This is a genomic window from Bacillus sp. K2I17 (assembly GCF_002209985.1).
Classification (GTDB): domain Bacteria; phylum Bacillota; class Bacilli; order Bacillales; family Bacillaceae_G; genus Bacillus_A; species Bacillus_A wiedmannii.
Genome location: NZ_NJGF01000009.1, coordinates 64,770 through 78,842, shown reverse-complemented (window position 1 = coordinate 78,842; position 14,073 = coordinate 64,770). Strand labels below are relative to the sequence as shown.

Annotated in this window: 9 protein-coding genes; 8 read left to right on the top strand and 1 reads right to left on the bottom strand. The window is 35.3% G+C overall.

All coding sequences use genetic code 11. From position 1 onward, the window contains the following. Positions 1-170 precede the first annotated feature (170 nt). The 4 genes from CER22_RS13165 (at position 171) to CER22_RS13150 (ending at position 6,774) form a co-directional block, all read left to right on the top strand. On the top strand, positions 171-1,883 hold the full coding sequence (locus CER22_RS13165) for a peptide ABC transporter substrate-binding protein (protein WP_142293474.1): 1,713 nt from the start codon (positions 171-173) through the stop codon (positions 1,881-1,883). 339 nt (positions 1,884-2,222) lie between these two features. Then, complete coding sequence (locus CER22_RS13160) at positions 2,223-3,929, top strand: peptide ABC transporter substrate-binding protein (protein WP_088608902.1); 1,707 nt, start codon at positions 2,223-2,225, stop codon at positions 3,927-3,929. A gap of 305 nt (positions 3,930-4,234) precedes the next feature. Then, the gene (locus tag CER22_RS13155; RefSeq protein WP_088608901.1) at positions 4,235-5,941 is read left to right on the top strand and encodes a peptide ABC transporter substrate-binding protein; all 1,707 of its coding nucleotides are present in this window, start codon (positions 4,235-4,237) and stop codon (positions 5,939-5,941) included. Positions 5,942-6,054: 113 nt separating this feature from the next. Further along, positions 6,055-6,774: a class I SAM-dependent methyltransferase gene (locus tag CER22_RS13150; protein ID WP_088608900.1), complete on the top strand. Its 720-nt coding sequence runs from the start codon at positions 6,055-6,057 to the stop codon at positions 6,772-6,774. Between the two features lie 40 nt (positions 6,775-6,814). Here the strand turns inward: CER22_RS13150 and CER22_RS13145 are convergent, their stop codons facing one another. Further along, complete coding sequence (locus CER22_RS13145) at positions 6,815-7,198, bottom strand: hypothetical protein (protein WP_048544012.1); 384 nt, start codon at positions 7,196-7,198, stop codon at positions 6,815-6,817. A 135-nt stretch (positions 7,199-7,333) separates the two neighbouring features. On the opposite strand from CER22_RS13145, the gene CER22_RS13140 reads away from it, so the two are divergent. The 4 genes from CER22_RS13140 to CER22_RS13120 all read left to right on the top strand — a co-directional run bounded on the left by CER22_RS13140 (position 7,334) and on the right by CER22_RS13120 (position 14,024). Further along, a complete protein-coding gene (locus CER22_RS13140) occupies positions 7,334-7,669 on the top strand; it encodes a hypothetical protein (protein WP_088608943.1) in 336 nt (111 codons plus the stop codon). Between the two features lie 224 nt (positions 7,670-7,893). After that, positions 7,894-8,232 carry a VOC family protein gene (locus tag CER22_RS13130; RefSeq protein WP_088608899.1) on the top strand — a complete coding sequence of 113 codons (339 nt, stop codon included), beginning with the start codon at positions 7,894-7,896 and terminating at the stop codon, positions 8,230-8,232. 256 nt (positions 8,233-8,488) lie between these two features. Further along, on the top strand, positions 8,489-10,588 hold the full coding sequence (locus CER22_RS13125; RefSeq protein WP_088608898.1) for a vWA domain-containing protein: 2,100 nt from the start codon (positions 8,489-8,491) through the stop codon (positions 10,586-10,588). A gap of 73 nt (positions 10,589-10,661) precedes the next feature. Further along, positions 10,662-14,024 carry a tubulin-like doman-containing protein gene (locus tag CER22_RS13120; RefSeq protein ID WP_046957761.1) on the top strand — a complete coding sequence of 1,121 codons (3,363 nt, stop codon included), beginning with the start codon at positions 10,662-10,664 and terminating at the stop codon, positions 14,022-14,024. Positions 14,025-14,073: the final 49 nt, after the last annotated feature.

Here is a 14,073-nt window from a genome sequence, read left to right as displayed (position 1 = left end):
TTACTGTAAAAAAATAATTTTTTAAAAATTTTCAATAATAACACTTTACAAAACTCAAAAAATTAGTAGAATAATAGTTAATAAGAATCTTCTGATAAATATATAAAGAAAAACAGAATTATCAGAAGATTCTTAAATGAGAGCGTTAAGAATTAGGGAGGGTACAGAAAGTGAAAAAGAAAAAAATGAAAAAACTAACAGCGGTTGTAGCACCAGTTTTAGCAATGAGTATGGCATTAACAGCATGTTCTACATCAGGTGGAGATAAGAAGACAAGCACAAACTCTAGCTCTGGCGGAGATAGCAAATCAGAAGAAAAATTAGCAGCGAAACAAGTATTAAATCGTACTGAAACAAATGAAATTCCAACGATGGATACTTCTAAAAATACAGATACATTAGGTTCTCAAATTTTGGGGAACACAATGGAAGGTTTATACCGTTTAGATAAAGATAATAAACCAATCCCAGCTGCGGCAGAATCAAGCACGAAGAGTGAGGATGGTAAAAAATATACATTCAAATTACGTAAAGATGCAAAATGGTCAAATGGTGATCCAGTAACAGCAAAAGATTTCGTATTTGCATGGCAACGTTTATTAGATCCAAAAACAGCTGCTGAGTATGCATTTATTGCATTCCCAGTCAAAAATGCAGAAGCGGTTAATAAAGGTGAAAAACCTGTAACGGAACTAGGAGTAAAAGCAGTAGATGACCTTACTTTAGAAGTTGAATTAGAACAAGCAGTACCATACTTCTTAAACTTAGTAGCATTTCCATCGTACTATCCATTAAATGAGAAGTTCGTGAAGGAAAAAGGAGATAAATACGGTTTAGAGTCTGATACAACAGTCTATAATGGACCGTTCGTTCTTACTGATTGGAAGCATGAGCAAGGATGGAAACTAAAGAAAAATGATCAATATTGGGATAAAAAGACTGTAAAACTAGATGAAATCAACTATAGTGTAGTAAAAGAAGTAGCTACAAAAGTAAATTTATATGATACAAATGCAATTGATTTTGCACTTCTATCAGGTGAATTCGTTGATAAGTATAGAAACAATAAAGAAGAGTTTGGGACTTATTCACAAGTAAGTACTTACTTTATTCGTATGAACCAAAAACGTGGTGGACAAGATACACCATTAAAGAGTCAAAAATTACGTGAAGCAATTGCCTACTCTATTGATAAGAAAAATTTAGCAAATGTTATTTTAAATGATGGATCTAAACCTGCGGACTTCTTAGTGCCGAAAGGATTAGCAACTGGACCAGACGGTAAAGATTTCCAAGAAACATTTAAAAACGGTATTAAACCAGATGCGAAAAAAGCAGCTGCTGCATGGGAAGCAGCGAAAAAAGAACTTGGAAAAGATCAAGTTACAATTGAGCTATTAAACTATGATACTGGTAATGCGAAAAAAGTTGGAGAATATGTTAAAGATCAAATCGAGAAGAATTTAAAAGGTGTAACAGTTAATATTAAACTTCAGCCGTTCAAGCAAAAACTAAAATTAGAAACAGAGCAAGATTATGATATTTCATATGGCGGTTGGAATCCAGATTATGCGGATCCAATGACATTCTTAGATATGTTTGAGTCTAAGCATTCTCATAACCAAATGAGCTTCTCTAATCAGAAGTATGATGAAATGATTAAAAAAGCTGGCGGAGAATTAATGGGCGATGCGAAGAAACGTTGGGAAGAGCTAGGACAAGCTGAGAAATTGCTTCTTGAGAAAGATGTAGCAATTGTACCTTTATACCAACGTGGTGATGCATACGTTCAAAAACCAAATACAAAAGGCATCGTTCACCATAACATTAGCCCAGAGTATAGCTTCAAGTGGGCATATATGACTGAAAAAGATGGAAAATAATTTTTAAATAGTGGTTTTATCTTTAAGTGGATATATGCAAGTTCCTTATCTTATTCTTGCATTGAGAATCTCGCTGTCCACAATAGAAGGATAAAATAATAGAGCATTCCAAAGGTAGATTCTTTACTTTTGGAATGCTTTTTATTATGAGATTAAATGTAAAAAATAATGGATATAAGGTTTCTATTGTGAAAGGAATAATTTTTAGAATATTTTAAAAATAACTTTACAAAACCAGAAAAAATAGTAGAATATTAATTAATAAGAATTTTCTGATAACTAATTATTAGGAAATTACTCAAATCTAGTTTCGTACATATAATTGGGGAGGGTACAAAAATGAAGAAAAAGATGAAAAAGTTCACGGCGCTTGTAGCGCCAGTTTTAGCGATGAGTATGGCGTTGACAGCGTGTTCTGGATCAGGTGGGGAGAAGAAAACAACTACGACGTCTAATGGTGGTGGGGAAGAGAACAAATCCGAAATTAAATACGCAGCAAAACAAGTATTAAATCGTACAGAGAATCAAGAAATTCCGACGATGGATACTTCTAAATCTACTGATACGTTAGGGTCACAAATTTTAGGGAACACGATGGAAGGATTATATCGTTTGGATAAAGATAATAAGCCAATCCCAGCTGCTGCAGAATCTAGTACGAAAAGCGAGGATGGCAAAAAATATACATTTAAATTACGGAAAGATGCAAAATGGTCGAATGGTGATCCTGTAACAGCGAAAGATTTCGTATTTGCATGGCAGCGCTTACTCGATAAAAATACAGCGTCAGAATACGCATTTATTGCTTACTATATTAAAAACGCAGAAGCAATTAATAAGGGTGAAAAACCTCTAACAGATTTGGGGGCAAAAGCGGTAGATGATTATACACTAGAAGTAGAATTAGAAAAGCCAGTACCATATTTCTTGAATTTACTAGCATTCCCGTCATACTATCCGTTAAATGAAAAATTCGTAAAAGAAAAAGGCGATAAGTACGGTTTAGAAGCAGATACAACTGTGTATAACGGGCCGTTCGTGATGTCTTCATGGAAACATGAACAAGGATGGCAGCTAAAGAAAAATGATAAGTATTGGGATAAGAAGACTGTGAAATTAGAAGAAATTAACTATAGTGTAGTAAAAGAAGTTGCGACGAAAGTAAACTTATATGATACAGGATCAATTGATTTTACATTACTATCAGGAGAATTTGTAGATAAATATAAATCGAACAAAGATGAGTACGGTGAGTATTCAGAAGCAAGTACATTCTTCTTACGTTTAAATCAAAAGCGTAACGGACAAGATACACCGTTAAAGAGCAAAAAGCTTCGTGAAGCAATCGCATTATCGGTTGATAAAAAAGGGCTGGCAAACGTTATTTTAAATAATGGTTCAAAAGCAACGGATCAATTGGTTCCAAAAGGGCTGGCGACAGGACCAGACGGTAAAGATTTCCAAGATACATTTAAAAATGGTCTGAAATATGATCCGAAAAAAGGTGCAGCAGCATGGGAAGCAGCGAAAAAAGAACTTGGAAAAGATCAAGTTACAATTGAATTACTAAGTTATGATGATGGAACTGCGAAAAAGATTGCTGATTATGTAAAAGATCAAATTGAGAAAAATTTAAAAGGTGTAACGATTAATACAAAAATTCAGCCGTTCAAACAAAAACTAAAATTAGAGACTGCACAAGATTATGAAATTTCTTATGCAGGTTGGAGTCCAGACTATGCGGATCCAATGACATTTATTGATATGTTTGAATCGAAGAGCCCATATAACCAAATGAGTTATTCAAATGCAAAATACGACGAAATGGTACAAAAATCAGGGAATGAATTAATGAGTGATGCGAAGAAACGTTGGGAGACGTTAGGGAAAGCAGAAAAATTATTCCTTGAAGAAGATGCAGGGTTAGTTCCTTTATATCAAACAGGAAGAGCGTATGTAATGAAACCGAATGTAAAAGGAATTGTGAAACATAACATTAGTCCAGAATATAGCTTTAAGTGGGCTTATGTAACGGAAGGGAAATAGGAAAAAAGAGCGTTAAAAAAATATATTATTTATTTTTTTAACGCTCTTTTACTATTCAATTAAATTTAAATAAATAGAGAAGAATAAGAAAAGTGGTACTTACATATAGTAGATGGGGGAGAATTCGTATAGTAGTAATAGATTGTTATTGATTTAAATAAATTAATCATTATGAATATTCTTTAAAAATACTTTACAAATCGCGAAAAATTAGTAGAATGATAATTAGTAATAATTTTCTGATAATTTAAATTTGAAATCTCTCAAAGTTAGTTTCGTACATATAAATTGGGGAGGGTACAAGAATGAAGAAAAAGATGAAAAAGTTTACGGCGGTTGTAGTGCCAGTTTTAGCGATGAGTATGGCGTTAACAGCGTGTTCTGGATCTTCTGGTGGGGAGAAGAAAACGACAACGACATCTAATAATGGTGGAGAAGAGAAGAAATCTGATATTAAATATGCGGCAAAGCAAGTGTTAAATCGTACAGAAACGAATGAAATTCCGACGATGGACACTTCAAAAAGTACGGATACACTTGGGGCACAAATTTTAGGGAATACAATGGAAGGTTTATATCGCCTTGATAAAGATAATAAGCCAATCCCTGCTGTGGCAGAATCAAGCACAAAAAGCGAGGATGGTAAAAAATATACATTTAAATTACGGAAAGATGCAAAATGGTCGAACGGTGATCCTGTAACAGCGAAAGATTTCGTATTTGCATGGCAACGTCTAGTAGATCCAAAAACAGCTGCTGAGTATGCATTTATTGCTTACTATCTTAAAAATGCAGAAACAATTAATCAAGGAAAAGCAGAAGTAGCTACATTAGGTGTAAAAGCGGTAGATGATCATACGCTTGAAGTTGAACTAGAAAGACCAGTACCATATTTCTTGAATTTAATGGCATTTGCGTCATACTATCCATTAAATGAAAAATTCGTAAAAGAAAAAGGAAATAAATTCGGTTTAGAGTCTGATACAACAGTATATAACGGACCTTTTGTTCTTACTGATTGGAAGCATGAGCAAGGTTGGAAATTGAAGAAGAATGAGCAGTATTGGGATAAAAAGACTGTAAAACTAGATGAAATTAACTATAGTGTAGTAAAAGAACCAGCTACTAGAGTGAATTTATATGATACAGGTGCAATTGATTTCGCAATTTTATCAGGAGAATTTGTTGATAAGTATAGAAATAATAAAGAGGAATTTGGAGCATATTCAGAAACAAGTACGTTTTACTTGCGTCTAAATCAAAAGCGTGGTGGGCAAGATACACCGTTAAAGAGCAAAAAGCTACGTGAAGCAATCGCATTATCCATTGATAAGAAAGCTTTAACGAATGTTATTTTAAATGATGGTTCAAAACCAGTGGATTATTTAGTACCAAAAGGTTTAGCGAGTGGACCAGACGGTAAAGATTTCGCAGAAACGTTCAAGAATGGTTTAAAACAAGATTCTAAAAAGGCAGCAGCAGCATGGGAAGAAGCGAAAAAAGAGCTTGGAAAAGATCAAGTAACAATTGAATTGTTAAATTATGATACTGGTAATGCGAAAAAAGTTGGGGAGTATGTAAAAGATCAAGTTGAAAAGAATTTAAAAGGCGTGACAGTAAATATTAAATTGCAACCATTTAAGCAAAAACTAAAATTAGAATCAGACCAAGATTATGATTTTTCATATGGTGGCTGGAATCCAGATTATGCGGATCCAATGACGTACCTTGATATGTTTGAAACGAAAAATTCTCAAAACCAGATGAGCTACTCAAATTCAAAATATGATGATATTATTACTAAAGGTAAGACAGAATGGATGGCTGATGCAAAAAAACGTTGGACAGAGCTAGGGAAGGCAGAGAAATTGTTACTTGAGGAAGATGTAGCACTTGTACCTTTATATCAAAGTGCTAAATCATATGTTATGAAATCGAATGTAAAGGGAATTGTGAAACATAATATTAGTCCGGAATATAGTTTCAAATGGGCGTATGTAGAAGAGAAATAAAAAAGAGAAGAGCATTTTCAAGTTGCGGTATAGCACTTGGAAATGCTTTTTTTATGTGCACGATTTATTGATGGGTGAATATATGTATTATAGAAAATTTAAAGGAGAATTTTATGAAACGAAATACTTACATCGATTTCCTGGCTTATTATGGAATAGGGAGTGCTCATCCTGGTGGTTTTACGTTAACAAAACAATTGTTAGCACAATTACCTTTTAAATATAGAGCGAATGTCCTTGAGATAGGCTGCGGTACGGGGAAAACAGCGGCGTATATGACAAAAGAATGTGGTTATAAAGTAACGGCGGTTGAAAAGAATGAGATTATGATTCAAAAGGCGAAAGATAGATGGTCGTTTGAAGGAATAGATATTCAATTAATTGAAGGAAGTGTAGAGCAATTACCATGTTTGCATGACTCATTTGAGTTCGTACTCGGAGAGTCGATACTCGCTTTTACAGAGAAAGAAAAGGTTATTTCGGAATGCTATCGTGTACTACAGAAAGACGGTAAGCTTGTTGTTATTGAAATGATTATTGATAGGCACATTGATAAGGATGAGGAAGAAAAAATTGCCCAACTATACGGGATGAAAGAACTATTAACTGAGAATGAATGGGTACAATTATTTCAGAAAGCAAATTTTAAAAGAATTACAATTGCTGGCGGTGGTACAATTGCAGAAACAATCTCGGGCTATATAGAAGAGCCAGAATGGAATGTATCCTCGCATATTCCAAATGAATTATATGAGGCATGGGTACAGCATGAAAATGTACGACTTATGTACCAACATATTTTAGGACATCGTATTTTTATATGTGAAAAATAAAGAAAGAGAGTTGACTAAAGCTAGTCAACTCTTTACTATGTTAAATGAAAAATAATGCAGCTAATGTAATTCCGAAGATGAAACCAAATCCGAGTTCAACGCCCCAGCCGCCGCCGCCCCAGCCACCACAACTACCGCAACCACGACCGCCACATCCACAGCCACTGAATCCACCACCACAACCAAATCCGCAACTATCACATCTGCTAAGGCCGCCACAAAGGTCACAGCCACCGTTTGCATATGCGTCATAGTATCCAAATCCTGTATCAAAAGATGAGCGCTGTTGCACTGGTTCAATCCATACAGAGCTGTTTGTCACATCAATTATTTTGCCTAAATGAATGCGACCATCACGATCTTCAATTCGAACGACTTTACCGAAATAACGTTGGCACGTATCGTAACATTTTTGTCTATGCATGTTCTTTCCTCCTTCCCCATTACAGTAATACGATATGTAATGGGGACAAGTGCGGCTTGTACGAATGTCCTATCTATCATAATTGTTATAGGAAAGGGGAAATATAGGAGAAGGATATATAAGGAGGAAAAGGCAATGAAATCTACAGATCAGTTTCAGATATACGAAGTACCGTGGGAAGAGTTTATTGAAGCTTTGCGACAGGAAATGAAGAAGCAAGTTGGGGCAGATATTATTGATACAGTAGTTTGCAATTTAAAAGATGGTTTTGAAGTGTATACATATGTGCAGGGGGATTTGGATTTTGAATATAAGGAAGCACTGGAAAGGAAATATGGGAGCGATGCAAAAACTCCTAATGTGTTAACGATTATGTTATTAGCTAACATTTATAGTACAAGTGAAGAGAATATACGCTTACATGCGGATCATAAAGATAATCCAATTGTTGAAGTGTATGTGAAGCAATAAAACACGCTGTGAAAGGCGTGTTTTTTATTTGTCCCGCATTAACGGGCAGTAAGACCCCCACCTCAAAATTCAGCGGAAGCAAAGAAGTTAGGTAGGGGATCAACTGCCCGTAAAAGCCCGATGGGTGAGGGCTGATAATCAGTGGGGGATGAACAAAACCCCCACTGATTAAAGTTTCACTTTATATGATAAAATGTTAGAAAATTAAGAAAGAAGGTGATGGTTTGAAAATTAAACATCTTAATTTAACAGTTTCAGATGTAGTAGCTGCTAGAGAGTTTTTAGAAAAATATTTTGGTTTAACTTGTAGTGGAACAAGGGGAAATGGCTTTGCAGTTATGCGTGATAATGATGGGTTTATATTAACGTTAATGAAAGGGAAAGACGTACATTATCCAAAAACATTTCATGTAGGATTTCCACAAGAAAATAATGAACAAGTAGATAAGATAAATCAAAGATTGAAGGAAGATGGATTTTCGGTTGAGGCTCCTAAACGTGCACATGCGTATACGTTTTATGTTGAAGCACCTGGCGGATTTACAATTGAAGTGATGTGTTAATTTAAAATCAAACTTTTTGATGCTTGTTTTCAATATGAAAAGTAGGAAAAGTCTGTTTTAAGTGTAGAGCTTAAACAGGCTTTTTTACTTATAGTATCGGATAGAAAACGCTAGAAGGAATCATATTCAGTATATATATCTGTTTACATAATAAAGTTATGCTGCGCTAGTTGTCCTAAAATACAAGTCATATATCTTGTATCCTCTCATAAATTTAAACATAGGAATTTGTCTACAAAGGTGGCGAAGCCTCATCATGAAAATTCGAATTTGTGCCACATTCATGTTGTTTCTATTTATATGGTTACATCCTTTTTGGACTTTTGCAAAAGGAGAGGAGGCAAAGGAAAGGGTCGTTTCACTTGTATATGATGATTCGGGCAGCATGAGAAATAACGATCGCTGGAAATATGCCAATTATGCTTTGCAAAGTTTAGTTGCGCTATTAGATGAAAAAGATAAATTCTCTTATGTTCCAATGAGCAAGCCGAATGATCCATTAAACATTTCGTTAACGAAGGATAAGAGACAAACAGAAATTGAGGGAATTGGAGCATGGAAAACGTATTTAAATACTCCGTTTAGCGCAGTAGAGACGGCGATGCAATCTATAAAAAAGGAAGCAGATATAGATGGAAAACGTGAATTTTGGCTTATTGTCTTAACTGACGGGGCATTTAATGATTTAGAGAAAGATAAGGTTGGCGGAAAAGAACAAATTACACAGAAGCTAGCACAGTTTAAGAAAGAAATGGATGCAAAAAAGATATCGTTACACCCAATTTTAATTACGATGGAAGAGGATTTAGGGCAGCAAGAAAAGGCACAACTAAATACGTTTAAAGAAATATGGAAGAAAGAGATAAATGGCGTTACGATGCCATCTAGTGGAGAGGATGGTATTGTAAAAAGCGTCAATCAAGTGGCAGCATTAGTTGCAAATCGTGATCCGTTCTCCTCGGTTGAATCGATTGTAAAAACGAAAGTAGTAGGAAAGAAAGTAGAGATTACAACACCATTCCCGTTAAAGCGTATGACGCTTGTACGGCAATCGCCTTCTTTGTCTAATTATCAGGTCACACAAATTTCTAAACCATTACAATTACAATCTTCTTATTCCATACATGCACCAGGAGAAGCGAAATTATTCGGAAATATAGTTCATATAAGTACGGAAAATCAGGAAGTTATTAAACCAGGAACGTATACGATAGAAGTGGATCGAGATATTGAGAAAGAAGGATTACAAGTACTAGTTGAACCGGCGCTTAACTATACTGTTTCTACTTATGACAAAGACGATAGTAGTCAAAAAAATGTGGAGAAAATGTACGAAGGTGTTACTGCTGTTATTGGAGCGAAGCCTACGGAATTACCAATTCAGTCTTCATATTTTCAGTCAGAAGTAGAAATAGACGGAAAACAGTACCCGATGAAGTGGGACGATAAAAAACATGTATTTTACTACGAAACGAAGATCGATAAAGGGTTAGTTCGCGGGAAAGTTCATATGAACATAAAGGGGTTTTACAGACAGACGAAGGAATTTAAAATCGAAGTAACTGGAAAACCAAAATTATCATTGCAAACTATTACGAAAGATTATGAGGAAAAAGTAACGAATTTAGAGAATAGTAAACCGTTTATTATACAACCACAGTTAGATGGTAAGCCGATGACAGAAGAAGCTGTAAAGAAACTATTAAAATCTACTGGTGTCACATCTAAACAATCAATCAACTATGAAATAAAACAACAGGATAATCAAATTTATATTTATCCTCGCCCTCATTACTCCGACACATTCAATTTTACAGATACCGGCACCGTAGAAGCTACCATCGTAGTGCAAGATTCAAAATTACAAGAAGTAAAGAAAAATATATCACTTCATATTCAAAATGCACCGTTCTATGAAAAATATGCGCTTATTTTTAAGTTTGTTATTCCTATTACTTTATTATTGTTAGTAGTAGGAATAATTGTTTTAGGATGGATTGTTCGTCCAAGATTTCACCGAAAAGCACTATTGTATTACGAATGGGATCAAGAGGTAGCGAAAGATTGGTTATATCAATCTGAGCCAGAATTACTTAAAAATAAATGGTGGAAGCACTATTTTGGTATTCCATTCCGAGCAGAAAGAAAGACTGTGCAATCCGTTACGTTTATAGCAAAGAAAGGATCGAAATCAATATTTGTAGCGAAAGAGTCACAAGTAGTAGGAATGATTATTGATGGGATGTTTATAACAGAAGATGAGGTTGGAATGGAACATAAGACGTTATATCCAAATGAACTTTTAGTAATTGATAGAGGGTATGGTAAAGAAATTTACAAATATGAGTGTGAATAGTAGATAGGGAAAAGGAGGGAGTCTTATCTTTCTCCCCTCTTTTCAAACAAGCAAGAATAGGAAGGTGGTTCACATGACGTTACAAGTTCCAACGATATTAATTGGTTTAGGTGGAATCGGTAGTACTGTGACACATCAAATATATGAAAGGCTACCTGAGGAGCGCCGAAAAAAGGTAGCAATGCACGTATTTGATACAGATGTGAATACATTGAGTAAATTTGATCATATTCGAAAGTTTAAGACGCAAACGAGTTCTAGTAAAACGCCAAGAGAGTATATTGCAGGAGATCCAACGATTCCAGAGTGGTTTCCGATGGACCCGACTATACTTGATAAACCACTGACAGAAGGGGCAGGACAGTTACGCGTCATTTCCCGTTTAGCGTTACTTGCTGCGATGAAAGAAGATAAATTGACATCCTTTTGGCAAGAAATCGAGAAGATTTTTCCGGTTACAAGCGATCAAACGGAATATGGAGTGCGTGTCATTATCGTAACATCACTAGCGGGCGGAACAGGTTCAGGGATGTTTCTACAAATTGCATTATATTTACGTGAAATGCTTCGGAAAAAACTGCAGCATCACAACATTTTAATACGTGGTGCATTTTTAATGCCGGATGTTTTAGTTAAGACGAGAACGGTTAGTGCGAAAGAGTTTGAAACGGTGCAAGCAAACGGCTATGCCTCGTTAAAAGAATTACATGCCATTACACTCGGTTCCACTGGAGAATTATCAAAACGTGGCGGTGTGACGATTGAATTAGAATATCGACCTGATCAAGTAGATGAAGACGGAAGAACGAATCATACGATTAAACAACATCATTTACCATACAATTATTGTTTCCTATACGATTACGAAAATCTACATGGACACCATCTGCACAATTTATCAGATTATATGGAGCAAATGGCAAATACGATTTATTTACAGTTATTTAGTCCGATGTCTGCAAATCATTTTGCACAGGAAGATAATCAAATTCAGCAATTAGCAGAATCAAGTGGGAAAGGACGATATTGCGGGGCAGGAACGGCAAAGATTATTTATCCGTATGAGCACGTGTTAAAATATTGTGCTTTAAAATGGGCTGTGCAAGGTTTAGATGAGTCTTGGTTGCATTTAGATCAACTGTTTCAAGAGAAGAAGCAAAGATATGACCAAGACGTCAAACGCGGGATGCAACGTGAAAAGCCAGAGCGTGGGAAAAGTTATTTAGAAGACTTAGAACATCTTGCTACCCGTCCAGAACAGGCTCATATTTTTTATAGACAAATGTACAATGAAACGCGTGAAGGAGCAGAGGGCGGTAAGGTCGGTGTTGCGAAATCTAAACTGTTTTTAGAGGCTGTAGAAAGTTATGTACAGCGTACGGTGCAAAAAGATGAGGAATTAAACCGACTGCAGCACGAGTGTAAAATTTCGGCTGCTAAACTGAAAATGATGGAGCAAATGAAAGGTGAAGTAGCAAGGGTGGATCATGCGGTTCGTTTATATGCGTATGCGATTCCGAGCCGCGTACATGAGCATGTAACGACACTATTGTATGACATGATTGAATCAGACCGTTTTGCACCAAGTGGTTCTGAAGGGCAGTCCTATCAATTAAATACATGGTTTTTAAAGAAAACGGATCCTGTTCATCCAGTATCAGCTCGTTTTATGTTGTATGAAATTCGAAAGCAGTTAGTCGAGAAAATGAATCGACTACATGAAAATAATGAACAAAAGCGTAATTTAATTCAAAACTACGATAAGAAATTTAATGTGAGTAATATTGATGGAACGGTAACAGCTGTTCGCCGAGTAGAAATCGCGCAGCAACAAGGCTGGTTTGGAAAAATGATTAATAATCAGCAGCGTTTGTTTAAAAAAGAATTTGAAGATATTGTAACGCAGTATGTACACAAATTAAACGAGTATCGCAAAGAAATGCTATTAGAACTCGTTTATCAATCGCTTTATCAAGCAGTTAATAAAATGATTCAATATTGGGAAAGGTTTTTTGATAATTTACACGAAACGCGTGAAAATTTATTGTTTGAAATTCAAAAACGAAGCAAGGAATTTGAAGGGAAAACAAACCCAACGAATGTATACGTATTAGCTGAAGAGAAGTTGCAAGAAAAGATATGGCAAGATATGCAGCAACATTTAAATTTGGGAGTATTACCGAAAGATATATCTGCGGAAATTTATATGAGTTTATACGGGGAATATTGCCGGGATGCAAAAACAGAAGAGATTCAATCGAAAAAAGTAGAAGATTTTTATCGTGAGCACATACTAAGTTATTGCTACGATGAATTACAAATACGCTATCGTGATAAATTAGAGCTGAATATCGTTGAGGCATTACGAAAAGAGGCGGATTATAAGAAGCGTGATCGTGATGAATACGTCCGTGAAAAAATTGAAGACTTGTTCCATTTAGCAAGTCCATTCGTTCCGAAAGTTTCCCATCATAGGGAATTACAATATTGGGGTATACATCCATCTTTAAAGAAAGAATTGCAAGAGGAATTAATTCAAGAAATGTTTAAAGAAAAAGATACAGTACATGAAGCTTTTTCGCCATTTGAAGTCATTTGTTATCGTGCGCATTACGGTTTATCACTACAAGACTTTCCTAAGCTGTCGTCTGGACATATTGCAAATGGATTTATGAATGATAAAGGTGATTATTTTCAGTCTTACTATCGCCGTGTGAACAAGTTGAATAGTAAAAAATCTAGTTTAACGCCGCATTTAGATAAATATTGGCACTTGCCAGCTTTCATGCCAGACTTAAATGCAACGCAAACGAAGTTGGATTACGATAAATGTAATCGCGCTCTTCTATACGCGTATATGTATCGTTGGATTAGTTTAGTTGCTGTTGATGGCCAGTTCGTGTATCAATATAACGGTGTTGGACGTAGCTTCTTAATTCAGTCGATGGGAAAAAATATTTCAAGTGAAAGTTACAAATTACACAGAGCATTGCTTCATAATCCGTTTATTTATGAAAACATCTTGTCCAGATTTGAAGAAGAACAAGAAAAAGCTATGATACAGGGCGGACATTTATATACACATCCGTTCGTATTAGGTGCTCAAGATATTAGATGGCTTCGTAAAGAGCATGTCCATAATATTTTAGATATGATTTTAATGTATGACCGTGAAGCAAAATATGATCCAACGTTAGAAGAAACTTCTGATGAATTATTAAGATTATTCCTTGACGAAATTGAGTTATATTTCCAAAACTATTACGGTACAGGTGCCGATATGGTTGCAAAAAAAGAGAAAGAAATGTTTATTAAACAATTGTGGGATCGTTCGTACGCGAAAGGTTATGTAGATCCAAATAGTGCTCCTTATAAAAAATGGCAAAATTTATTAAGCGTTCATGATGAAGAAGAAACGCCAAAAACGAATGTATAATGAATGAAAAGGGAATCCTTAAAAGTGGTAATACAACTTTAGAAAAGAG

Coding starts and splice junctions, on each gene's coding strand:
- CER22_RS13150 (WP_088608900.1), top strand. CDS start 6,055: ATGAAACGAAATACTTACATCGATTTCCTGGCTTATTATGGAATAGGG.
- CER22_RS13120 (WP_046957761.1), top strand. CDS start 10,662: ATGACGTTACAAGTTCCAACGATATTAATTGGTTTAGGTGGAATCGGT.
- CER22_RS13145 (WP_048544012.1), bottom strand. CDS start 7,198: ATGCATAGACAAAAATGTTACGATACGTGCCAACGTTATTTCGGTAAA.
- CER22_RS13125 (WP_088608898.1), top strand. CDS start 8,489: ATGAAAATTCGAATTTGTGCCACATTCATGTTGTTTCTATTTATATGG.
- CER22_RS13155 (WP_088608901.1), top strand. CDS start 4,235: ATGAAGAAAAAGATGAAAAAGTTTACGGCGGTTGTAGTGCCAGTTTTA.
- CER22_RS13160 (WP_088608902.1), top strand. CDS start 2,223: ATGAAGAAAAAGATGAAAAAGTTCACGGCGCTTGTAGCGCCAGTTTTA.
- CER22_RS13140 (WP_088608943.1), top strand. CDS start 7,334: ATGAAATCTACAGATCAGTTTCAGATATACGAAGTACCGTGGGAAGAG.